The sequence below is a fragment of the Acidimicrobiales bacterium genome (assembly GCA_033344915.1).
In the GTDB taxonomy this organism is placed as follows: Bacteria; Actinomycetota; Acidimicrobiia; order Acidimicrobiales; family Aldehydirespiratoraceae; genus JAJRXC01.
The window spans coordinates 641,530-663,762 of record JAWPML010000001.1 but is presented as its reverse complement, the minus strand read 5'-3'; the positions used below and the strand labels follow the sequence as shown (position 1 = coordinate 663,762).

General features: G+C 70.0%; 26 protein-coding genes. 8 read left to right on the top strand and 18 right to left on the bottom strand.

All coding sequences use genetic code 11. The annotated features are described in order from the left end of the window. Positions 1-8: 8 nt before the first annotated feature. From R8F63_03170 to R8F63_03160, 3 genes are read right to left on the bottom strand one after another with little or no spacing between them, the layout of a single operon-like run. Positions 9-1,739, bottom strand: coding sequence for an amidohydrolase family protein (locus tag R8F63_03170; GenBank protein MDW3217591.1), 1,731 nt, complete (start codon positions 1,737-1,739; stop codon positions 9-11). Between the two features lie 42 nt (positions 1,740-1,781). Further along, positions 1,782-2,669, bottom strand: a complete 888-nt coding sequence (locus R8F63_03165) for a neutral zinc metallopeptidase (protein MDW3217590.1) — start codon at positions 2,667-2,669, stop codon at positions 1,782-1,784. Between the two features lie 18 nt (positions 2,670-2,687). After that, positions 2,688-3,233: a hypothetical protein gene (locus tag R8F63_03160; protein ID MDW3217589.1), complete on the bottom strand. Its 546-nt coding sequence runs from the start codon at positions 3,231-3,233 to the stop codon at positions 2,688-2,690. Between the two features lie 72 nt (positions 3,234-3,305). Here R8F63_03160 and R8F63_03155 point away from each other — a divergent pair, with 72 nt between their 5' ends. From R8F63_03155 to R8F63_03145, 3 genes are read left to right on the top strand one after another with little or no spacing between them, the layout of a single operon-like run. Next, positions 3,306-4,520 carry a CoA transferase gene (locus R8F63_03155; protein MDW3217588.1) on the top strand — a complete coding sequence of 405 codons (1,215 nt, stop codon included), beginning with the start codon at positions 3,306-3,308 and terminating at the stop codon, positions 4,518-4,520. Positions 4,521-4,523: 3 nt separating this feature from the next. Next, on the top strand, positions 4,524-5,111 hold the full coding sequence (locus R8F63_03150; protein MDW3217587.1) for a hypothetical protein: 588 nt from the start codon (positions 4,524-4,526) through the stop codon (positions 5,109-5,111). Further along, positions 5,108-5,887 (top strand): hotdog fold thioesterase, encoded by a 780-nt coding sequence (locus R8F63_03145; protein ID MDW3217586.1) that lies wholly within the window; start codon positions 5,108-5,110, stop codon positions 5,885-5,887. The genes R8F63_03150 and R8F63_03145 overlap by 4 nt, the downstream gene beginning before the upstream one ends. On the opposite strand, the gene R8F63_03140 is transcribed toward R8F63_03145, so the two are convergent. Then, positions 5,859-7,445, bottom strand: a complete 1,587-nt coding sequence (locus tag R8F63_03140; protein MDW3217585.1) for a bifunctional diguanylate cyclase/phosphodiesterase — start codon at positions 7,443-7,445, stop codon at positions 5,859-5,861. The two genes, R8F63_03145 and R8F63_03140, sit on opposite strands and share 29 nt — an antisense overlap. A gap of 130 nt (positions 7,446-7,575) precedes the next feature. On the opposite strand from R8F63_03140, the gene R8F63_03135 reads away from it, so the two are divergent. Then, positions 7,576-8,358 (top strand): SDR family NAD(P)-dependent oxidoreductase, encoded by a 783-nt coding sequence (locus R8F63_03135; protein ID MDW3217584.1) that lies wholly within the window; start codon positions 7,576-7,578, stop codon positions 8,356-8,358. Here R8F63_03135 and R8F63_03130 read toward each other — a convergent pair whose 3' ends face one another. Then, complete coding sequence (locus R8F63_03130) at positions 8,359-8,574, bottom strand: hypothetical protein (protein ID MDW3217583.1); 216 nt, start codon at positions 8,572-8,574, stop codon at positions 8,359-8,361. Between the two features lie 78 nt (positions 8,575-8,652). Between R8F63_03130 and R8F63_03125 the strand changes: the two genes are divergently transcribed. Both R8F63_03125 and R8F63_03120 read left to right on the top strand, forming a co-directional pair. Next, positions 8,653-9,507: a glutaminyl-peptide cyclotransferase gene (locus R8F63_03125; GenBank protein MDW3217582.1), complete on the top strand. Its 855-nt coding sequence runs from the start codon at positions 8,653-8,655 to the stop codon at positions 9,505-9,507. A 161-nt stretch (positions 9,508-9,668) separates the two neighbouring features. Then, positions 9,669-10,166, top strand: coding sequence for a 3'-5' exonuclease (locus tag R8F63_03120; GenBank protein ID MDW3217581.1), 498 nt, complete (start codon positions 9,669-9,671; stop codon positions 10,164-10,166). Here R8F63_03120 and R8F63_03115 read toward each other — a convergent pair. From R8F63_03115 to R8F63_03100, 4 genes are all read right to left on the bottom strand, one after another. After that, positions 10,136-11,149, bottom strand: coding sequence for a hypothetical protein (locus tag R8F63_03115; protein MDW3217580.1), 1,014 nt, complete (start codon positions 11,147-11,149; stop codon positions 10,136-10,138). The two genes, R8F63_03120 and R8F63_03115, sit on opposite strands and share 31 nt — an antisense overlap. After that, the gene (locus tag R8F63_03110; protein ID MDW3217579.1) at positions 11,142-11,471 is read right to left on the bottom strand and encodes a hypothetical protein; all 330 of its coding nucleotides are present in this window, start codon (positions 11,469-11,471) and stop codon (positions 11,142-11,144) included. Before R8F63_03110 ends, R8F63_03115 begins: the two co-directional genes overlap by 8 nt. Next, on the bottom strand, positions 11,471-12,979 hold the full coding sequence (locus R8F63_03105; protein MDW3217578.1) for a site-specific DNA-methyltransferase: 1,509 nt from the start codon (positions 12,977-12,979) through the stop codon (positions 11,471-11,473). The genes R8F63_03110 and R8F63_03105 overlap by 1 nt, the downstream gene beginning before the upstream one ends. Positions 12,980-13,059: 80 nt before the next feature. Beyond that, a complete protein-coding gene (locus tag R8F63_03100; protein MDW3217577.1) occupies positions 13,060-14,130 on the bottom strand; it encodes a hypothetical protein in 1,071 nt (356 codons plus the stop codon). A 103-nt stretch (positions 14,131-14,233) separates the two neighbouring features. Here R8F63_03100 and R8F63_03095 point away from each other — a divergent pair, with 103 nt between their 5' ends. Then, the gene (locus tag R8F63_03095) at positions 14,234-14,713 is read left to right on the top strand and encodes a CarD family transcriptional regulator (protein MDW3217576.1); all 480 of its coding nucleotides are present in this window, start codon (positions 14,234-14,236) and stop codon (positions 14,711-14,713) included. Positions 14,714-14,770: 57 nt separating this feature from the next. After that, positions 14,771-16,108: a serpin family protein gene (locus R8F63_03090; GenBank protein ID MDW3217575.1), complete on the top strand. Its 1,338-nt coding sequence runs from the start codon at positions 14,771-14,773 to the stop codon at positions 16,106-16,108. Positions 16,109-16,114: 6 nt separating this feature from the next. Here R8F63_03090 and R8F63_03085 read toward each other — a convergent pair whose 3' ends face one another. Genes R8F63_03085 through R8F63_03045 form a run of 9 tightly spaced genes read right to left on the bottom strand, consistent with a single transcriptional unit; the run spans position 16,115 to position 22,214 of the window. Further along, on the bottom strand, positions 16,115-16,534 hold the full coding sequence (locus R8F63_03085; protein ID MDW3217574.1) for an SRPBCC family protein: 420 nt from the start codon (positions 16,532-16,534) through the stop codon (positions 16,115-16,117). A gap of 51 nt (positions 16,535-16,585) precedes the next feature. After that, entirely contained in the window at positions 16,586-17,086 is a 501-nt protein-coding gene (locus R8F63_03080; protein MDW3217573.1) for a hypothetical protein, read from the bottom strand. Between the two features lie 46 nt (positions 17,087-17,132). Beyond that, complete coding sequence (locus R8F63_03075; protein MDW3217572.1) at positions 17,133-18,524, bottom strand: AMP-binding protein; 1,392 nt, start codon at positions 18,522-18,524, stop codon at positions 17,133-17,135. Further along, positions 18,521-19,360, bottom strand: coding sequence for a thiamine pyrophosphate-dependent enzyme (locus R8F63_03070; protein ID MDW3217571.1), 840 nt, complete (start codon positions 19,358-19,360; stop codon positions 18,521-18,523). The genes R8F63_03075 and R8F63_03070 overlap by 4 nt, the downstream gene beginning before the upstream one ends. Then, positions 19,357-20,433 carry a hypothetical protein gene (locus tag R8F63_03065; protein ID MDW3217570.1) on the bottom strand — a complete coding sequence of 359 codons (1,077 nt, stop codon included), beginning with the start codon at positions 20,431-20,433 and terminating at the stop codon, positions 19,357-19,359. Before R8F63_03065 ends, R8F63_03070 begins: the two co-directional genes overlap by 4 nt. After that, positions 20,430-20,678 carry a 4Fe-4S dicluster domain-containing protein gene (locus R8F63_03060; protein MDW3217569.1) on the bottom strand — a complete coding sequence of 83 codons (249 nt, stop codon included), beginning with the start codon at positions 20,676-20,678 and terminating at the stop codon, positions 20,430-20,432. Before R8F63_03060 ends, R8F63_03065 begins: the two co-directional genes overlap by 4 nt. Beyond that, positions 20,675-21,232, bottom strand: a complete 558-nt coding sequence (locus R8F63_03055) for a 2-oxoacid:acceptor oxidoreductase family protein (GenBank protein MDW3217568.1) — start codon at positions 21,230-21,232, stop codon at positions 20,675-20,677. Before R8F63_03055 ends, R8F63_03060 begins: the two co-directional genes overlap by 4 nt. Further along, entirely contained in the window at positions 21,229-21,576 is a 348-nt protein-coding gene (locus R8F63_03050; GenBank protein MDW3217567.1) for a hypothetical protein, read from the bottom strand. The genes R8F63_03055 and R8F63_03050 overlap by 4 nt, the downstream gene beginning before the upstream one ends. Then, positions 21,573-22,214, bottom strand: coding sequence for a TetR family transcriptional regulator (locus R8F63_03045; GenBank protein ID MDW3217566.1), 642 nt, complete (start codon positions 22,212-22,214; stop codon positions 21,573-21,575). Before R8F63_03045 ends, R8F63_03050 begins: the two co-directional genes overlap by 4 nt. Positions 22,215-22,233 lie beyond the last annotated feature (19 nt).

The following is a 22,233-nucleotide window of genomic DNA, read 5'->3' as shown; positions in this document are numbered from 1 at the left end:
GGGTCTCCTCAGGAGGTCGAACGAACGAGGCGTCCGGGACGGGCGCCGGTGTCGGTGTCATCGCGACGCGTCACCACGCCGTTGACGATCGTGGCTCGGTAGCCACGGGCGAACTGGACGAACCGCTTGCCGCCGGCGGGCAGGTCGCGCGCGACCGCGGGCGGTTCGAGGGTCAGGTTGTCGAGATCGATCACGTTGAGGTCGGCCTTGGCCCCGACCTCGATCGTGCCCCGGTCCGCGAAGCCGAAGAGCCGGGCGGTGTCGTGGGTCTGCTTCTTGACGACGAACTCCAGGTCGAGCTTCTCCCCCCGGCTGCGGTCGCGGGCCCAGTGCGTGAGCAGCCAGGTCGGCTGCGACGCATCACAGATGACGCCACAGTGGGCACCGCCGTCGGAGAGGCCGATCACCCCGGCCGGGTGGGTGAGCATCTCGCGCAGGGCGTCGCCGTTGCCGTCCGCGTAGTTGAGGAACGGGAACAGCAGCAGCGCCCGGCCGTCGTCCTCCAGCAGCATGTCGTAGAGGAGGTCGTCGACCTCACGGCCCATGTCGTCGGCCATCGCCTTGATCGTGCGATCCGGGCCGGGCTCGTAGTCGGGCGGATCGCCGAGCACATAGATGCGGTCCATGGAGCCCAGGATGAACTGGGCGAACGGATTGTCGGTGTCGGGGGTCTCGGAGAGGATCGCGGCGCGGCGTTCGGGACGGCGGAGCTCGGCCACCAGCTCGTCGAGGGGCAGCTCGGCGATCTCGTCCCAGCTCGGTCGCTGGCGCCACGGGCTCAGGCCCTCGAGGCCGAGCAGGATGCCGTTCAACCGACCGGCGATCTGGGGATGCAGGGACGCGCCGTCCTCGACCGCGGCCACCGAACGGTCCATCAGCTCCTTCCAGAGCTGCGGCTCGTCGTTGATCTGGACGAGCACGAACGAGACCGGCACGCCGGTGTCCTTCGAGATCTTGACCATCCAGTCGACTTCCTTGTGGGGGGCGACGACGTCCTCGCCGGCGGACCCCATCGGGGCCAGCTCCAGCAGGCCGCGACCGGCGTCGGCGCAGCCGCGGGCGAGACCGTAGAGCTCCTCTTCGGCCGCGAACGTTCCCGGCACCGGCTCGCCGTCCATGGCGGTGTGGGCGATCGTGCGGGAGGTGGACACGCCGAGCGCGCCGGCCTCGACCGCCTCGCGGACGATGCGGCGCATCTCGTCGATCTCGTCGGGCGACGCCGGCTCGTTCTTCGCCCCGCGGTCACCCATCACGTAGGCCCGCACCGCGCCATGGGCGACCAGGCAGCCGACGTCCATGCTCCACGCGCGGCGATCGAGATCGTCGAGGTACTCGGGGAAGGTCTCCCAGTTCCAGTCGATCCCCTCGCTCAACGCCGCGCCGGGGATGTCCTCGACCCCCTCCATCAACTGGATGAGCCAATCCTCGGTGCCGGGTCGGACGGGCGCGAACCCCACGCCACAGTTACCGGTCACGATGGTGGTGACGCCGTGGGAGACGGACGGCTCGAGGACCGGGTCCCACGTGACCTGGCCGTCGTAGTGGGTGTGGACGTCCACGAATCCCGGCGTCACGACGCAGCCGGCCGCATCCACGACCTCGTCGGCGTCGGCGCCGGCGAGGTCGCCGATCGCGGCGATGACCCCGTCGCGCACGCCCACGTCGGCGGTGCGGCGCTCGGCGCCGGTGCCGTCGACGACGGTGCCGTTCGTGATGAGCAGGTCGAACCGATCCGTCATGAACGCAAGCCTAGAACGCCGTTCGGCTCGGAACCGAATGGGTCAGCCCGGCATCACCCGGGTCGCATCCACGGACATGTCGAAGGTCTCCTCGCAGCGCACCGGATCACCCGTCTCGAGCCCCAGGGTGAACCAGGCCTGGCGCTGCTCGGCGGAGCCGTGCGTCCAGTTGTGCGGGGTCACGTCCTGGCCGGCCGACTCCTGGATGCGATCGTCACCGACCGCCTCCGCGGCCGCCAACCCCTCGGCGATGTCGCCGGGTTCGAGCGTCACCGTGGCGCTCGCCGGACGGCGCGACGCGACGCTCGCCCACGTGCCGGCCAGACAGTCCGCCTGCAGTTCGAGCCGGATCGTCAGGGCGTTGGCCTCCGACTGCGACGACGCCTGCGCCTGCGCGGTCCGGACCTGGCCGGACGTGCCGACCACCGTCTGCACGTGGTGCGCCACCTCGTGAGCGATCACGTAGGCCTGGGCGAAGTCGCCCGGCGCGCCGAACTGGGGCCCGGCGAGGATGTCGAAGAACGACTGGTCGAGGTACACGTGCTCGTCGGCCGGGCAGTAGAAGGGTCCGGTCGCCGCCGTGGCGAACCCACACCCACCGGTCTCCACATGGTCGAGGAAGATCACCATCGTGGCCCGGCGATAGTCGGCCAACGTCGACTCCCAGTAGTCCTGGACATCGGTGAACACGGCGCCGAGGAAGCGGTTCTCCTCCGCGACGTCGCCCGACGTGTCGGCCGAGTTCCCCAGCATCGAGATGACGATCACGATCACCAGACCGATGACGCCGATGCCACCCGCCCCGGCCCCGGCCTTGCCGCCCCGCGACGTCGGCATCGGGAACGGCAGTGCGCCGCGCGTTCCGCCGGACCGCGCCCGCCCCCGGTACTCCACATCGCGGACTCGTGCGCCCCGTCGGATCTTGACCACGCGGTGAACCCTAGGCCGTCACCCGGCCAGCAGGACCGCCAGGGACGTCAGGTCGCGATCGAGTCGCGCCGCCGTCGCCCGGTACACGTCGATCGGCTCACCGGCCGGATCCGCGACCTCGTCGACCGGCCGGCCGATCACCGGACCCGATCGCTGCTCACCGAGTCGCCGGATCCGTTCGGTCATCGTCATCGCGTCCACCGGCTCCGGGCTCCGCCGCAGCAGGCGACCGAGTTCGCCCGGCAGGAAGACGCACGGCGCGAGGGCCTGGTCCCGGGCCGTGACCGCGCCGGCGTGGACCCGCGTCATGGCGAGGACGAGATCGACGTCGAGGTGCGACGGGTCGATCTTGCGGCTGCGGTGGTCGCCGAGGGCGAGACCGAGCTCCTCCATCACCGTCACCGCATGGGGCGTCGCCCCTCGCTCCGCCCAGCCGAGGGTGCCAGCGGACTGCACCTCCGCGGCGATCCCCCGTTCCGCGAGCCGGGCCTGGAGGATCACCTGCGCCATCGGCGAACGGCAGGTGTTGCCGGTGCACACCGTCAGCACGCGCAACGTGGACATCGGCCCACGATGGCACGGTGCCGGATCCAGGTGCTACACCACGAGGCATCCGGCGACCGAGGAGACGCAGCCATGCCCGGACCACTCGAAGGTGTGAAGGTCGTCGAGATCGGCGTGTGGGTCGCCGGCCCCGCGGCGGGCGGCATCCTGTCGGATTGGGGGGCGGACGTCATCAAGATCGAACCGCTCACGGGCGATCCGGCGCGCACGTTCCAGCGCATGCTCGGCAGCGACATGCCCACGAACCCGGTCTTCGAGATGGACAATCGATCGAAGCGCTCGATCGCGCTCGATCTGTCGACCGACGACGGGCTCGCGATCGCCAAGGAACTCATCGCCGACGCCGACGTGTTCGTCACCAACGTACGCCTGGCCGGACTCGACCGCCTCGGCCTCGATCCCGACAGCCTCCTGGCCGCCCATCCCCGACTGGTGTACGCCGCGATCACCGGCTTCGGACTCGAGGGGCCGGACCGCGACAAGGCCGGCTACGACATCGCCGCGTTCTGGGCCCGGTCCGGCATCGCCCACCTGCTCGCTCCGGAGGGCGAGGACCCACCGTTCCAGCGGGGAGGGATGGGTGACCACAACGCCGGTCTCGCGGGCGCGGCCATGATCAGCGCGGCGCTCTTCAACCGTGAACGCACGGGTGAGGGCCAACTCGTGTCCACGTCGCTGTTCCGCGAAGGCGTGTTCACGATCAGCTTCGACCTGTCGGTGACGGTCGGCTGGGGCATCACCCTCGGAACCGGCAAGCGCGAGACGATGCACAACCCGTCGACCAACAACTATGTCGCCGCCGATGGCCGACGGTTCTGGGTGGTCGGCCTGGAAGCCGACCGCCACTGGCCCCCGATGGCTCGCGTCGTCGGCCATCCGGAATGGATCGACGATCCCCGGTGGGCGACCGCGATGGACCGCGCGATGAACGGTCAGGAGCTGATCCGCTCCCTCGACGAGATCTTCGTGACCAAGCCGCTCGACGAGTGGATCGAGATCTTCGACACCGAGCCCGACTTCTTCTGGGCGCCGGTGAACTCGCCGGACGATCTGCTCGCGGATCCCCAGTTCCACGCGTCGGGAGCGCTCATCGAGGTTCCCGACGGCGCGACCGGCACGATGATGATCGCGACGCCGTGCGACTTCCACGGCACGCCGTGGGAGGCGCGCAGCCTCGCCCCCGGTCTCGGCGAGCACACCGAGGAGATCCTGGCGTCGCTCGGCCGCGCCGACGACGTCGAATCGCTGGCCGCGTCGGGAGCGGTCGGTCTGCCCGCCACACTGTAGGTCGTGTGGTGGACTGAACTCCGTGGCCTGCTGGCCGTCGTACTGGTCGCGATCGGCATCGCGTCCGCGTGGTCGTGGATCGAGAACCGACCCGTGGAGGAACTCGACCTCACGTCGACCACGACGACCACCACCACCACGACCACCGTGCCCCCCGCCACAACGATCGACCAGGACGCCCGCAACTTCGAGATCTGCGCCCAGGCCCGGGTCTTCGTCGACGAGGTCGCCCTGCTCCCGTCCGATGCCGGCCCCGGCCCGGTCGCGGAGCTCGCTCTCATCTTCTGGCAGCAGGCGGAGGCACTGTCGACCGGCGCCGCCCGCGCCGAGATGAGCGCCGTCGTCACCTACTACGAGGACTATCTCGAGACGGCCGCACCGTTCGACTTCAACACGTCCCGCATCATCGTCGAGGGCGACAAGGAGAAGCTCCAGCAGCTGCTCACCCGCCCCGCCCCGGGCCTGGAGCAGTCCCGTCAGGTCATCGGCTTCGGCTGCGGCATCGACGTGCCCGATCAGCCCAGCATGCGGGCGAGCGACTTCGAGGACCTCGAGGACCGACTGCTCGACCCGGACGACGACGACCGGTGACCTATCCCCCCGAGCGGCACCTGCTGCGCGATCTCGCGTTTCGCGGGGAGCGCACACACGACCGGGCGTCCAACCGGATCGACGTGACTCCGGGACTGCTCGACGACCGAGGCGTCCGGGTCGGCGTCCTGGCCACCATGGTCGACGTGACCGGCGCGGCCATCGCGCTCGCCTCGATCCGGCCCGATTGGATCGCCACCTCCGATCTCGGCGTCCATGTCGTACGGCCGATCGAGCGGGGCGAGGTCGAGGTCACCTGCACCCCCCTGCGGGTCGGCGCGCGCTCGATCGTCGTGGATGCGCGCATCGTCGACGACCATCGGTCCCTCTGCGCCGTCGGCCGGATGGCGTTCGCCCGGATTCCGGGCTCGGCGACGGCGGCGACCATGGACGAGGCGGTGGGCGACGAGACCGTCCACCACGCGATCGACGGTGGGCGACCGATCGCCGACCCGATCGACGAGCTGTGCGGCTTCACGCCGGTCGGTCCGGGTCAGCTGCGCTTCGACAAGGGGGACTACGTCCGCAACAGCTTCGGCACCGTCAACGGCGGTGTGCTCGCCCTCGCGGCGGACGCGGCGGCCGCGTCCGCGTGCGGTGGCGGCAGCGCCGTCGACCTCCAGATCCACTATCTCGAACAGATCGGTGATGGCCCGGTCGGCGTCACCGGCGAGGTCGTGCGCGACGACCCCTTGCCGTTCGTCCGCGTCCGGATCGAGGACCTCGCCGATGGGCGGCTGGTCGCCGTCAGCGACGTGACGGTTGCGCCTCGTTGAGTGCGTCCGCCGTCATCTGCTCGAAGTCCGACGCGGGCAGGGGCTGGTGGAACAGGAAGCCCTGCATCAGGTCGATGCCGAGTTCTTCGACGGCATTGCGTTGATCCGCGGTCTCGACTCCCTCGGCGATCACGTCGATGTCGAGCGCCCGGGCCATCGACACAGTCGCCTCCACGACGGCGCGTGAGACGCTGTCGCGCAGCAGGCCGTCCACGATCGAACGGTCGATCTTGACCGCCCGCACGAGGTCGAGATCGCGGATCCGGCTGAACGCGCCCTGCGAGGTGCCGAAGTCGTCGATCACGATCCGACAACCGATCTCGGCGAGACGGTGGAGCGTGCGGTTGGCATCGTCGACCCGCCGCAGGAGCAGCTCCTCGCCGACTTCGAGATCGAGCTGGGCGGCGTCCACGCCGGCCCAACCGAGGATCTCGCCGACCCGATCGACGAACGCGGGGTCCACGAGCTGACGTTCCGCGAGGTTGACCGCCACGCGGGTGGAGCGGCCAGGACCGTAGAGGTGGTTCCAGACCGACGTCTGCGCGACCGCCTCACGCATGACGACCTCGCCGAGTCGGCCGAGCAGTCCGGCTTCCTCCGCAACGGTGAGGAATCGATCGGGTCCGAGCACGCCGTGCACCGGATGCTGCCACCGGACGAGTCCCTCGAGTCCCACGACCTCCTCGGTCGAACTCGACACGATCGACTGGTAGTACACCTGAAACTGGCCATCCGCGAGAGCCGGGACGAGAGCCTGCTGGACCTCCCGGCGGTCCAACCCCTCACGGCGCTCGTGTTCGCCGTAGACGCCGACGCCGAGCTTGCGCTTCTTCGCCCGGTACATGGCCTGATCGGCGTTGCTCAACAGATCGTCGGGCGATGCGGGGCTGACCCGCGACCCGACCGCCACACCGATGCTGGGCGTCATGAGGATCGCGCCGTCATCGAGACCGATCGGCTCCTCGAAGGCACACCGCACGTTCTCGGCGACCTCGCGTACGGCGGACTCGCGCTCGAGCCCCAGCGTGACGACGACGAACTCGTCACCACCCCACCGCCCGACCAGATCCTCACCCCGCACGGACGCCCGGAGCCGTTCACCGAACCCGCGCAACAGGGCGTCGCCCGCCTCGTGACCCATCGAGTCGTTGATCGCCTTGAAGCCGTCGAGATCGAGGAAGAGCACGCCGACGACGCGGTCGTGGCGATAGGCGCTGCGCAGGGCGATCTCGAGCCGGGCCCGCAGCTCGTCGCGGGCGAGCAGGCCGGTCAGCTCGTCGTGCGACGCCCGGTGTTCCATCTCCCGCAGGCGGGCGTCGCTCGTGGCGGAGAAGTAGCGCTGCACCGAGACCGCGAACGCCATGGCGATGGTGACGGCGAGGCCGGTGTACAGCACGGCTGATTCGTGGGTGACGACGGCGGCGATGCCAGTGACCACGTACCCGACCGCGGCGGGTACGACGATGGTCCGGGTCAGTCCCGCGCGAGCCCGCGCGGCCCACGATGCATGGCGATTCCGCCGCTCGGTGCGCACGTCCGTTTCTTCGGCGGTGGTCACCGGCGAACTGACCACCTCGCCGAGTTCGATCCGTTCGACCCATGCCCCGACGTCGCGAAACGGTCCCCGCGACCCATTCAGCCCCCGTCGGTTCGCTGCGGGTGACATCCATCTGTCAGATTTGCTCCCGATGAGCAGCGTGGACGACAACGAACTCCCCGCCCACCCGGGCCGATTCGACGGCAGGATCGCGGTCGTGACGGGCGCAGCGTCCGGCATCGGACGGGCGACGGCGACCCGGCTCGGTGCCGAAGGTGCCGGAGTGGTCGCGGCCGACATCAGCGAGGGCGTGCACGACGTCGTCGACGAGATTCGGGCCGCGGGCGGCCAGGCCGTCGCCGTGGAGTCGGACGTCTCCGAACGGGCCGGGGCCGAGGCGCCGATCGACGCCGCGATCGACACGTACGGGCGGCTCGATGTGCTGTGCAACATCGCCGGAATCCTCGCCGCGGCGCACTCGGATCAGGTGCCCGACGAGCAGTGGGAACGCATCATCGCGGTCAACCTCACCGGCGTCTTCTACACAACCCGTCGCGCCCTTCCTTCGCTCGTCGACTCGAAGGGATCGATCGTGATGGCGTCATCGACATCGGCGCTGTCCGGTCATCCGTGGATGACGGCCTACAGCGCGAGCAAGGGCGGGGTTCTCGCCATGACCCGCACCCTGGCGATGGAGTACGCACGGCGCGGGGTCCGGGTGAACGCCGTGGCTCCGGGTGGCATCACGACGCCGATGGTCGGCGGCCTCGAGCTGCCCGACGACGTCGACTTCTCGCTGTTCGACCGGATCTCACCACTCGACGAGTTCCGCGGGCCCGAGACGGTGGCCGCCGCGGTCTGCTTCCTCGCCGCGCCCGAGGCCGCGCACATCAACGGCGAGGTGCTGCGGGTGGACGGCGGCACCCTCGCCTGATCAGTGGCCTCGTCGCGCGGCCTCGGTCGCCAGCACGAACCCCATCGGGATCGCCGGGGCGAGGAAGAGGGCGATCAATCCGAACCACCACGTGATGGTGAAGGCCACGGCCACTGCCGCGATGCCGCCCACCAGGCCGAGCGCGGCGGCGATCCGGATGCCGGTCAGCGAGGGTTCGTCGTCGGTGGTGACGGGGACGTCGGAGGAAGTTGCCACGTGTCCTTCATCGGCGGATTCCCCCGAACTTGAATGCTCGCCACCGTTCGTGGTGAACCACCTGCAACCATGATCGCCATGCGGAGGACGGTCGGGGTTGTCGCGATGGCGCTGCTCGTGGCGTCGTGCGGTGGCGACGACGGGACCGCCCCGGTCCCCACGTCCTCGGGGCCGACCCCGACGCCGACGCAGGAATCCGTCGAGACCGGCCTGACGAGCCCGTGGCCGGCACCCCTCGGCGACGCCCATCAGGAGTGGACCGTTCGTGTCGTCGACCGCGTCCCGCACGACCCGACGGCGTTCACCCAGGGCCTCGAGTTCACGGACGCGGGTCTCCTCGAGAGCACGGGCCGACGGGGCGCGTCGTCGCTCCGCCTCCTCGACCCCACGACAGGCGAGATCCTGGTGCAGGTCGACAACCTCGACGAGCACTTCGGCGAGGGCGTGGCCGTCCGGGACGGTATCGCCGTGCAGCTGACCTGGCAGAGCGGTGTGGCGCTCCGCTGGGACGCCGAGCTCGCGCCGGTCGGCGAGTTCGCCTACGAGGGTGAGGGGTGGGGGCTGTGCCACGACGGCGCCGACTTCTGGATGTCCGACGGGTCCGCCACACTCACCCGTCGCGACAGTGAGACCTTCGCCCCACTCGCCACCGTCACCGTGCGCCGCGACGGCGAGCCGGTCGGACTGCTGAACGAGCTCGAATGCATCGGCGACCGGGTGGCGGCCAACGTGTGGTGGTCCGACGAGATCGTCGTGATCGACCCGGCGACCGGCGTCGTCGGGGCCACCATCGACGCCGCGGCCCTGGCCGACGAGATCGCATCGCCGGACACCACGGCGGTGCTCAACGGCATCGCCGATCCGGGGGACGGGACGCTGGTGCTCGGCGGAAAGCTCTGGCCGACGCTGTTCGTCGTGGAGATCGTCGGCTGAGTGTCAGCGCGCGTGCGTACGATCGCGACATCGCGACGACACCACCGCCTCCCTCGCCGACCTACGGCCTCGACATCGAAACCGACACCACCCTTGATGGTCTCGATCCCACCGTCGCGTCCGTCGTCGCCGTCGCGGTCACGGGCGCCGACTTCGAGGTCGTGCTCGACGGCGACGAGCCGACCCTCCTCGCCGAGCTGGACCAGCTGCTCGCGGGCCTCGCCCCCGGTGTGTTGATCACCTGGAACGGCGCGAGCTTCGACCTGCCGTTCCTCGCCGATCGCGCCCGGGTGATCGGCGTGGATCTCGGGCTCCAGCTCGTCCTCGATCCGGCCATCCCCGGGCACCATGATCCGCTCAACGGCCACGCCGGCGCCTACCGGGCCCGCTGGCATCGCCACGCCCACGTCGACGGCTACCAGCTCTACCGGGCCGATGTGGGAGCGAGCCTGCACCTGCCGTGTGGGCTCAAGCCGCTGGCCCGCTTCGTGGGGCTCCCCGTGGTCGAGGTCGACCGGGAACGCATCCACGAGCTGAGCGCCGACGACCGCCGTGCCTATGTGGCCAGCGACGCCCACCTCGCCCGGGCCCTGGTCGGTCGGCGGGCGCAATGGACCCGCGGGATCGACTACCTGCCCGCCGCGTCGATCGGTTCGTAGCCGGCCACCTCGTGGTGCGGGGTGTCGAGATAGATCTTCGCCTCGGGGACCCCGGCGAACTTGCCGTGGCTCCACCGCACCTCGACATGGCCCTCGATCACTCGCTCGGAGCCATCGGTGGCAACCAGATCGGCGCGCCATCGGACCGTGGGTTGGCCTGCGTGCTCGCCCCACATGTCGAAGCTGCGCAGCTCGAACTGGTTGCGGAAGTCCCACGGGGTGCCCACCCGGTAGCGGAGCGGCTCGTCGTCGAGCCCGGCCCCGAGCACGAAATAGGGCGCCGCCTGCAGGCGCAGGACCCGCCACAGGAACTCCTCACGCTCCCGGCGACCGCCGGCGGCGCGCAGCAGCCGGGCCGCGCTGGCCCGGGCGATCTCGAACGCCACGAGCTGCCAGTCCGTGCGCAGCGCGGCCGGCCAGTGGCCCTTCAGCGCCTGCTTGAGGAGCAGGCGATGGTCGGCATCGAGGTCGGCCACGCGGGCCGGGAGCGACGGATCGCCGACATGGTCACGGACCGTCGCGTAGAAGTCCTGGAAGGACTCGGGCGCGACGCTCGCGAACCAGTCGCCGCTCTGCTTGGCCCGCTCGCTGAGCGCCCGGTCGAACACATGCCAGGGCGAGGCGTTGTGGAGGATGTTCGAGCCGTACTTGCAGCTGATCAGGTAGACGTGGTCGACCCGCAGGTCCGCCGGGATCTGCTCGTAGGCGGGCGGGCGGTGAGGGCCCTTCCACTCGACGATCCACGGCGGACGGCCCCGGAGCCCGTCGTCGGCCCGGGCGAAAACCGCGCCGTTCTCGTAGGCCGTGCGGAAGACCCGCTCGTGCGAACCCGACTCGAACGCGGCGTCCAACCGGTCGTAGACCCCGTCGTCGACGTTCACGATGAACCGGGGTCGCGCGGCGAGCGCCCGCTCGATGTCGCGGAACCCGAACAGGCCGAGCCCGGTGACGATCTCGGTGATCTCGGTGCGGGTGTCAGCCATCGGGGCCGCCGTCGGCGAACAGCCGGGTGAACTGGAGTTGGGCCCCGATCATGTCGGCGGGCAGGTCGTCGTCGGAGTAGACGCTCTTGCCGTCGTAGACGTCGATGCCGGTGCCGGTGGCGCGGATCCAGGCGACCGTCGCGTCGCCCCACCGTTCCTCGAGCAGGGCATCACGGATCGGCTGGGCATGGGGGCCGAGCAGCCCGGGCGCGGTGCGGGCCACGACCTCGAGGGCGAGGACCCGGTGCAACAACTCGATGTCGTCGGCGAGAAAGATCGACGGCGGCTCGGTGTGCACGACCGCGTAGGCGACCGTGGCCACTACGAGGGCCGGTTCGCCATGTCTTCGAACCGCTCCACGTCCGACTCGGTCCAGTAGCCCGGGATCGGCAGCACCGAACCGCCCTCGGCGTAGGCCCGCAACCGAGCCACGCCGGCGGCATCGAACATCTCCACCGCATCGAACACCTGATCCGGCCCGACGGCGCGCAGCGCCTTGTCGCCCTCGCTGTTGGCCTTGGGCAGGTTGGAGGTGAGCACGAGCACCCGGCTCGGATTCTGGGGCTCGTCGGTGGCCCGCAACACATGGATCCGACCGAGGGTCTTCCACAGTGTGTCGGTGCGCATCAGACCCGGGCGCACGGTGGTGAAGGCCCCCGAGACGTCGACGTAGAACTGTCCGCCGTCCTGATCGGCGACGAGGAAGTTGAACTGCACGCCGACCTTCGGGATCTTCACGGGCGCCTTCAGCACTTCGAACCCGGCCTCGACGAGCACCCGCTCCGCGATGTCGGCCGCCTTCTTGCCCTCGCTCGTGGCGCGGGCCTGGAAGAACTCCTGGCGATCCGCATCGTCTCCCGGGGTCTCGAAGAGCGGATCCTCACCGACCACCTCGACGGCGCGCAGTCGGGGCCGGGCCCGTTCGGCGTCGACGCGGGCCGCGGCGATCTCGCAGTACTCCGCATCGAGATCGAACCCGAAGCCACGGCGACCCGTGCGTTCCGAGGCCACCAGGGTGGAGCCCGACCCGAGGAACGGATCGAGCACCGCGTCGCCCTCGTAGGTGTAGAGATCGATGAGCCGGCGGGGCAGCTCGACCGGGAACGGGGCCGGATGCTGCACCCGGCGAGCCGACTCCGGACTGATCTTCCAGACGTCGAGCGTCGCCTCCATGAAGTCGTCGGCCGACATGGTGGACTCGCGGCCCTTCGACTGGGCCCGGTCGAAGCGGCCCTTGCTGGCGACGATCACCCGCTCGGTGAGATCACGCAGCACCGGGTTGGTCGCCTTGCGGTACGACCCCCACGCCACCGAACCCGTGGCGCCCTCCGCCTTCTGCCAGATGATCTCGCCCCGCAGCAACAGGCCCAGATCGTCCTGCAGGATCGAGATCACATCCGCGCTCAGGCTCCGGTAGGGCTTGCGGCCGAGGTTGGCGACGTTGACCGCGATCCGGCCGCCCGGCTCCAGCACCTCGACACAGGACGCGAACACATCTCGCAGCATCTGGAGGTAGTCGAAGTAGGAGGTGGGCACCGACGGCACGGAGCTGCGGGTGTCGGGATCGCCGGTGATCGCGAGCTCGTACTCCTTTCCCACGAAGTAGGGCGGCGAGGTGGCCACCAGCGCCACCGAGTTCGCCGGCAGCACGTCGGCGATCTCGCGGCTGTCGCGATTGTGAATCGCCGCAATCCCGTCCGGGATCGGGTTGACCGTGTCGTCCGCGCTGATCTCGGGCGGGGTGAAGCGCTCGTAGAACGACGTGGAGTCGTGGCTCTCGCGTTTGCCGACACCGAATGCGGTGGTGGCGGTGGTCTTGCGTTCGGTCACGGCGATCTCTCCGAGGGGTACTGGCTGATCCTACGAGGCGAGTATCCACAGGGGGTGTGACACTCGGTGCGCAGACGCCGTCAGCCCAGCAGCTCCGCGAGGCGTTCGCGCACCGCCGGCTCGAGCGTCCGCCAGTCGTAGATGGAGCCGCCGATCGACCCGGTGTCCTCCAGGGCGACGACGAACCGCTCGATCTCGTCGATCGTCGCCAGCGGCTCCGGCGGATCCGGCGGGTCGTCCACGCCGTCGAGCCCGCCGATGCCGCCGATGCCGTGCACGAGGGCGTCGGGGTCGCCGACGTTCGCCCGGAGACGGCGCGTCGATTCCTCATGGTACGTGTAGCCCTCGCCGTAGCCGGAGCGATCCGAGCGGAACGACCAGTAGCTCATCGGCATCCAGACGTCGTAGGACGGCGCGAGCTCGGCCCACGGGAACCCCGGCCAGAACGACGTGTTGACGACCTCCATCTGCACCGGCGGCGGCACGATCGCGGCCAGCGGGTCGTCGCCGACGACGGCATGGAGATCGCCGCTCAGGGCGAGCAGTCGTTCGGTGCGGGTGGCGTCGTCGATCTCCTCACCGCCGGGGGCGGTGCCGATCCATTCGATGTCGACACCGATCCCGTCGAAGCGCTCGCCGAGCACCGTGAACTCGTGCATCGCCACGAGCCGATCGAGGTCGTCGCCGACCGTGTCCCAGAACGGCAGGTACCAGGCGACCACGTCCACATCCTGCGCGTGGGCGGTCAACAGCAGTTCGGCGAGCAGCCACGGGTCGACCAGGCCCTCGGGGGTCCGGTCGTCGAGCCGGGCGGCCTGGAGGTAGATCGTGCCGACGCCCAGGTCGGCCATCTCGGCGACGTCGGCGGCCGTCACCGTGGGCGGGTTGTACGCCGGGTCGTAGTCGAACACGTCGACCCAGGTGCCGTAGCCGCGGTAGGGATCGACCGTGCGGGCCGGTGGGCCGTCGATCTGCATCACCGCGTCCACGAGGGTCCGGTCGCCCGCGCCCACGGCGGCGACGACCGGGGGCGGATCGTGGACCCGACTGTTGGCGATGAAGACGGCACCTCCGCCGACGAACGCGGCGACCACGAGCCATGCGCCGACCCACAACACCCATGCCGTGCGGTCGCGTCCGGTGTCGTCCATCGGGCGGGATCGTAGGCGACTCGCGTTTGCGAACGGGCCCACAGCTGGCATCCTTGACACGTCGAGACGACTACGTTTCGCCGAACTGCAGTGGAGACCTCCCTTGACGTACAAGCCCGGTGACCGCGTCGTGTATCCGCATCACGGCGCAGCGGTGATCGAGAAGAAGGAGAAGCGCACCGCGTTCGGTGAAGAGAAGGACTATCTCGTCCTGCGCATGGCGCACGGCGAGATGACCCTCGCCGTTCCCGTCGACAAGGCCGAGGAAGTCGGCATGCGCTGGCCGATCTCGACCGAGGACGTCGAGGACCTCTTCGAGGTGCTCGCCAAGCGCGACGTCCGCGAGCCGGCCAACTGGTCGCGGCGGTTCAAGAACCACCAGGAGAAGCTCAAGTCGGGCGACGTCTACCAGGTGGCCGAGGTCGTCCGGAACCTCGCCCTGCGGGACCAGGCCAAGGGTCTGTCCGCCGGTGAGAAGTCGCTCTACACCAAGGCCCGCAACGTGCTCGTCTCCGAGCTCGCGTTCGCCCTCGACGTCGAGGAGGACAAGGCGATGGCCAAGGTGGACGACGCGCTCGTCTGACCGGCGGGCGCGGTGGGCGACGCGATCGCCCGACACGCAGCAGCTACGGTTCCGTCCATGTCGAGGCGGACATTGCGAGTCCTGGCGGCCATCGTCACCTGTGCGGTCGTCGCCGCCGCGTGCGGAGACGATGACGCCAGCACCACGAACGACCCCGACCCGACCACGACGGCGCCCACGAGCACCTCGCCACCCTCAGTCGGTGAGCCCGTCGTCCCGATGGTTCTCCCGGTCGCAGATCGGGCCGACAGCGCGACCGATCCGGCGATCGCGGGCGAGGCAATCAGCGCCTTCGGCCTCGACCTCCTCGGCGCGCTGCGGACCGACAGCCCTGAAGCCAACGTCGCCGCATCGCCCACGAGCATCGCCATCGCCCTCGCGATGCTCGAGCCGGGCGCCAGCGGCGCTGCTGTCGAGCAGCTCCACGAGCTCCTGCGCATCGACGATCCCACGCGGTGGCATCAGTCGATGAGCGCCCTCGAGACATCGATCGAAGACCGAGAACCGTGGCCCGGAAACGACGGGGACGAGCCCGGCGAAGTGATCGCTCGCATCGCCAACGCCGCGTATCTGCAGACCGGGTATCCCTTCGAACCGGCCTACCTCGAGGCGATCGGCCGGGCCTACGGTCCCGTGCTCAACGAGGTCGACTTCGAACCCGATCCCGACGCCGTCGGGCACGCCATCAACGAGTTCGTCGCCGACGCGACGAACGAGCGGATCACCGATCTCATCGCCGACGGCGTGATCGATCCGGCCACCGTGCTGGCGCTCGTCAACGCCCTGTATTTCAAGGCATCCTGGCTCGAGACCTTCGATGCGGAGGCGACCGAGGACGGCTCGTTCACCCGCTTCGACGGCAGCACCGTCACCGTGCCGATGATGACGGGAGAGAGTTCCGGATCGCTGCAGGGCGACGGCTGGGTGGGTGCGGAGAAGTCCTATGTGGGCGGGTTCGCCGTGCAGTTCGTGCTCCCGGAGGAGGGCCGCTTCGATGAGATCGCCGCGGACCTCGATGCCGTCTTCGCGGATTGGCAATCTCACCCGAGCAGTCGGAGTCTACTCGTCGTCCCCCGGTTCGAGACCCGCGTGAACACGGAGCTGTCCGACGCCCTCATGGCGCTCGGTCTCGATGCGCCCTATGCCTCCGGCGGACTCAACGGCATCGCTTCGGACCCGCGGCTGGTGATCGACAGAGTCATCCACGAGACGTTCCTCGCCATGGACGAGGAGGGCACCGAGGCTGCGGCGGCAACCGTCGTCCTCGCGTTCCCCACGAGCGCGGGAGGTCCTCCCGTCGACGTCGAACTCGACCGGCCGTTCCTCTTCCGCATCATCGACGGGGAGTCAGGTGCCACGCTGTTCATCGGTCAGGTCGCGGACCCGACCGCGTGAGATCGTTCAGCCTCGCTGGCGGTTGAGCTGCTTGGTCATCTCGGTGGCGATGTTGTCGCCGATGCCGGCGAAGGCGACCTGGAGACCACGGTCGAGCAGTCGGGCCATGCCCTTGAGCTGCACGTCCAACTCGATCGTCACGGACGACCCGCCGTCGCGGGGCGCGATCGTGATGACCTCGCGGCCCTTCACCTTGCCGCTGGTGGTGAGCACGATCTCCTCGGGCTCCCGGGTCGACTCGACCGTCTGCACGGCGTCGATCGCCTTGCCGTAGAACCCGACGGTGACGGCGTAGCTGCCGTCGCCCCGATCCGACACGCGGCGCACCGACGGGTCCCACTCGATCCGATGCTCGGGGTCACGCAGGTAGGCGAACGCGTCCTCGGGGGAGGCGTCGACGTTGATGGTTGCCGCGTAGGAGGCCATCGGAAAATGGTCGCCGCCCCGACCGGCGCCGACAAGGGCCGGTTGGCCCAATCACACCGGCGAAGCAACCGCCGAGCGTCGGTGGCCGATCACGGCCGCGACGAACCAGATCGTGCAGAAGCACAGGATCGGTCCCCAGAACGCCCACGACCACGAGTCGTCGAGCTCGAGGCCGAACCCCCGGCCGAGCGCAGGCGCGACCAGGAGGGTGGTGAGGAACTGGCGACGGGCCGAGTAGCGGATCACGCCGAGTTGCTCGAGCACGAAGTCGAGCGTCGCCGGGATGCACGGAAGCCAGATGAACCAGAGGTCGAGCGATTCGGGCCAGAGCACGATCCCGGCCAGGCTGAGGGCGGCGAACAGCGCCGTCACCGGATACAAGGTCAGGCAGCGCCGACACCAGTGCTTCCCGCCGATGACCACGCACCGGTCGTACTGGTCGGCGTGGTGATGGGCCCGCCACATCGCCCTGCGGGCCCGCTCGGCGTCCTCCCGCTCGGCGATCTCCGCGAGTTTCTGTTCGAACGCGTCCGGCGCGACCGTCTGGGCCATACGACCCATTCGGCCGCAACCCCGCCGGCTTGAGAAAGTACGGGGGTCAGACCCCCGTACTTTCTCCGGGGACGAGGGCGGCGAGGGCGGCGCGGTCGACCTGGCCGGTAGCGGCGGTGCGGGGGATCCGGTCGACGATCGCGAGCTGGCGGGGGCGCTGGTGGGGCGCGAGATCGACGTCGGCGAGCAGGCCGTCCAAGGTCGGCGTGGTGCCCGGCTCGGGGACGACACACAGCGTCACCACCTCGCCCCACTGGGGGTCCGGAAGGCCGATGACCGCGACGTCGGCGAGGCCGGGCGAACCGACGAAGGCCGTCTCGACCAGCGCGGGCGACACCGACTCGCCGCCGGTGCGGATCAGCTGCCCGAGCCGACCGACGATCGACACGAAGCCGTCGTCGTCGAACGCCGCGACATCGCCGGTGCGGAACCAGCCGTCGACGAAGGCCGCAGCCGTCGCCTCCGGGTCGTGGAGATAGCCGTCGAAGGCGACCGGCGTGCGGACGAGCATCTCGCCCTCGTCGCTCAGCCGCAGCTCCACGAGCGGGCTCGGACGTCCGCAACTGCCGACCCGTTCGAGGATGTCCCCGTGATCCAGTGCGGTGACGTTGCCGACCTCGGTGGACCCGTAGAACACCCGGACGTGGGCATTCGGCGCCGCCGTGGCGATGGCGGCGAGCAGCTCCGTCGGCGTGGCGTAGGTGCCCGTGTCGGCGAAGCGCAACGAGGTGAGCGGCGCGCCGTCGCCGAGGTGTTCGAGGATCCGTTGCCACACGCCGGGAATCGCGTTGAGCCGGGCCGCGTCGTGGTGTCGCACGGCCTGGACGATGTCGGCAGGATCGGCCCGCTCGAGGAACACGATCCCGTCGCGGGCGTGCCACTGCTGCATCGCCATCGTCCATCCCGCCATGTGGAACAGCGGATACGGGCAGACGAGTACCCCGCGGGGCTCGAGCTGGGACCCGGGATGCGACCGCAGCACCGAGACGCGGTTGGAGATCACGACCCCCTTGGGCAGCCCGCTGGTGCCGGACGTGAAGAAGACGACGTGCGGATCCTGCTCGCCGATCTCCGGTGGGGCCGGGATCGGCCCGGCCAACCCGTCGGTGTCTCCGGCGACGACTTCGAGGGCCGGGCGGGCAACCGTGCGGATGTGATCCCGCGTCTCGGCCGGCAGCCGCGGGTCGAACGGTGCGAACACCGCGCCGAGCAGGGCGCAGCCGACGAAGACGTCCGCCATGTCGATCGACACGGTCCCGCCGAGCAGCACGACGTCGCCGGGGCCGATGCCGTGCGCGGCGAGTCCACCGGCCACCCGCTCCCCCGCGGCGAGCAGCTCGGCAAAGGTACGGGACTCGTCGCCGATCGTGACGGCCATGCGCTCGGGGGCACCGACGGCCGCGTTGCGGAGCACGTCGGCGACCAGGAGCTGGGTCACGACGCGGCCTCGCCCCGCGTGTCCTTCACGACCCCGACCTGGTGGGTGCCGGCGATCACGTCGGCGAGATAGTCGGGCGCATCGTGGGTGTCGACGAACCAACCCGTCGGGCACATCGTGAGGATCTCGACGAACGAGAACCCGTCGCCGCGCTCCTGGCACTCGAAGGCGGCGGTGAGCATGCGTCGGGTCCGCGCGACGTTGCCGGCATCGTTCACCGCGCCCCGGGCCACGTAGGCGGCACCGCCCATCGACGCCACGAGGTCGCTGATGAGGATCGGATGCCCGTCGCGCTCGGCGTCGCGGCCGTCGAGGGTGTTCTTGGTGCGCTGACCGAGCACGGTCGTGGACGTGATGTGCCCGCCCGTCTCGCCGAACACGCCGTTGTTCAGCAGGACGCACGTGATCCGCTCGCCCCGGGCCGCCGCGTGCAGCACCTCCTGGAGACCCTCGTTCACCATGTCACCGTCGCCCTGCACGGTGAGGACGAGTGCATCAGGTCGCATCCGCTTCACGCCCGTGGCCAGTGACGGCGCCCGACCGTGCAACGCCTGGAGCACCTCGACGTCGAGATTGTTCGAGAAGGCCGTGTAGCACCCGATCCCGAAGACCGAGATCGTCCGCTCGATCGCGCCCAGTTCGGCGATGGACTCGACGGCCGACCGGATCGCGATCGGCTCGCCACAGCCCGGGCAGAGATGATGGGCGCCGACGTCGACCAGCTCCGGCGTGAAGTCGTCGACGAGCGTGGCATCATCGGGCGCGACATCGGTGCGCAGGACGACACGGTGTTCGATTCGCTCGTGCTCGATCTCTTCGTGCTCGTGTTCGGTCACGCCATCGCCTCCAGATGATCGAGGATCCGGGCCCGGATCTTCGGGGCGTCGATCTCGGGACCGACGCCGAAGCCCGACGAGTCCATGGACAGCCCGCCGATGAACTCCACCGGGCAGGCGCCGAGGACCGCGAGCCGGACGTCGTCGACCATCTGCCCGAGGTTGTTCTCGTAGACGGCGACGCCGCGGGCTCCGGTGGCTGCGGCCGCCACCGCCTCGGCGGGGAACGGGAACAACGTGATCGGCCGCACATAGCCGACCCGGTGCCCCTCGGCCCGCAGCTCCTTCACGACCCAGCGCACGAAGCGGCCGATCGTGCCGAACGCGACCACGACCAGGTCGGCGTCGTCGCAGTAGCCGCGGTCGACCATCGGCTCGATCCCCGTGGCCATCTCGCGGGTGGCGACCCCGGCGCGTTCGAGATGCTCGGCGAGGTCGTAGCCGACGCCGTCGCGCTGCTTCGCCGCGCCGAGCGGCGAGAGCAGCTTCGCCCGACCGGACCCGCCGGTCGAGCCGTCGAGGGCCCACGGCTTGTCGACCGACGCCGGGGCGGCCGCGGCCAACTCGACCGCCTGGCTGGTGTGGCCGAGGTAATAGTCGCCGTAGAGCAGGACCGGGTTGCGCCACTCGTCGGCGAGATCGAAGGCGACCGGGACGAGATCCACCGCCTCGGCCACCGTGCTCGGCGCGAGCACCGGCGTGCGATAGTCACCGTGACCGCCACCCCTCGTGGCCTGGAAATAGTCGCCCTGGCCTCGGCCCATGTCGATCACGACGAGGGGGATACGGGCGGTGCAGAGTTCCGAGATGGACTCCTGCATCAGCGCGAGCCCCTGGCCGGTCGACCCCGTCGCGGCGCGGGCACCCGTCGCCGCGGCACCCCACGCCATCCCGATCGCCTCCAGTTCGGATTCGGCGTTCATGCAGACGCCGCCGGCCGGCGGGAGCAGCTCGGCCATCCGTTCGAGGATCTCCGTGAACGGGGTCATCGGATAGCCGGCGAAGAAGCGACACCCGGCGCCGACCATCGCGTGGGCGATGGCCTCGGAGCCCTCCACGAGTCGACGGCTCATCGGGGGTCCTCGATCTCGCGAGGCGTGTCGTACTTGTAGACCTGGAAGCAGAAGTCCGGACAGATCTGGCTGCACGCCTTGCAGCCCGTGCATCCGGGCGCGACCAGGAGCGGGAACCGGTGGCCCAGCTCGTTGACGGTCGTAGTGGTCATCTCGAGCACTCGGGGCGGGCATGCGTCGATGCACAGGTCGCAGCCCTTGCACGCCTCGCGGTCGATGACGACGGTGCCGCGGGTGAGGGTCATGCCGCCAGCTCCGCGCCGGCCCGTATCGCGGCGACACTCGAGTCGACGTGCTGCCGACGGTACGGCGGCAACGCTTCGGCCATCGCCGACGCGAGGGAGTCGACGCCGACGATCCCCGTCGCCGCGGCGAGCGCCCCGATCGCCACCAGCGAGCCGGCCATGGGGTTGCCGACCTCCTGGGCGATCGTGGACATGGCGTGTTCGATACGGGTGACGCCGTCCGGTGTGTCGATGTCGTCCGGGTCGACCACGGTCGTGTTGAGGAGCAGCACGCCGTCGTCGCGGAGCCGGGTGAGCGGGTCGGCGAGGTGGGCCGCATGGATGCCCAGCACGGCCCACGCCTTCGCGACGACCGGGGGTGCGTCGACGGGTTCGTCGGCGATCACGACGGTGGCATCGGTGTTGCCGCCCCGCATCATGCCGCCGTAGCTGGCGAAGAGCTGCACCTCCCGACCGTCGAGGATCGCGGCCTCGGCGAGCACCCGGGCCGCGAGCTGCACCCCCTGACCGCCGATGCCCGTGAGCAGCACCTCGCGCTCGCCGGCGGCGGTCATGACGGCGGGTCCTTGAGTTCCACGACGATCTCGCGGAAGGTCTCCGTGCCCACGTTCATCGCGGTCTCCTTGCCGCCCGCGCTGCCCCACACGACCATGCCCGGGCTCACCGGCCCGGCGATCGTGCGATCGGGCATCGTGGCCCCACCGAAGGCGTCCTCGCTGTCCGGCTCGAACTCGGCGGCCACCTCGTCGCCCTCCAGCTGGATCATCACATAGTCCGTCTCGTGATGGTGCAGGTCCGACCGTTGACCCGGCTCGAGTCGGAGTTCCCACACCCGCACCCGCTCGTTCTCGAACAGCAATGTGGTTCCCACATCGCCCCACTGGCGGTCGTCGGTCATGACACTTTCCTCTCGATGGTGGTCTCGCCGGCGACGGCAAGGACGAGTTGGACGAGCCGGTCGAGCTGCTCGCCGGTGAGCGCGTTGCCACGGCGCAGGGCCCGCCCGAGCGCACCGAACGCGAGGTCGTAGATCGCGGTGGCCCCGGCATCGTCCGTGTCGCCCGCATCCGCGACCTGGCGGATCAGGAGATCCTCCGACCGGCGCTGCTCGTCGGGGAACAGCTCCGCCAGCCGATCGGCCTGGGCGAGGAAGGGCCGGGTGCGGCGGGCGGCATCCGCATCGCTCGCCTGCGCGAGCACCCCTCGGGTCCACACGTCGAGCCGGTCCTGCGGCGTCGTGCACGGCGCCATGCGGCGCTCGAGGTACGACACGAGGGATCGACGACCTTCGTCGAGCATGAGGAGCAGGAGCTCGTCCTTGCTGTCGACATGGCGGTAGAAGGCCTGGTTCGACAGGCCAGCGGTGCGCAGGATCTCGCGGACCGGCGGATCGAGTGTTCCCGTCTCGGCGACGACGGTGAACGCGGCCCGTATGAGGTCGGCGAGCTCCTCGGCATAGGCGTCGGCGTGGGGCTGGGTGCGACGGGCGACCCGTTCGTCTGCCAGGGAACGCTGTTCCGCCTCGATGAGAACCATGTTCTCGATGATAGGGCGC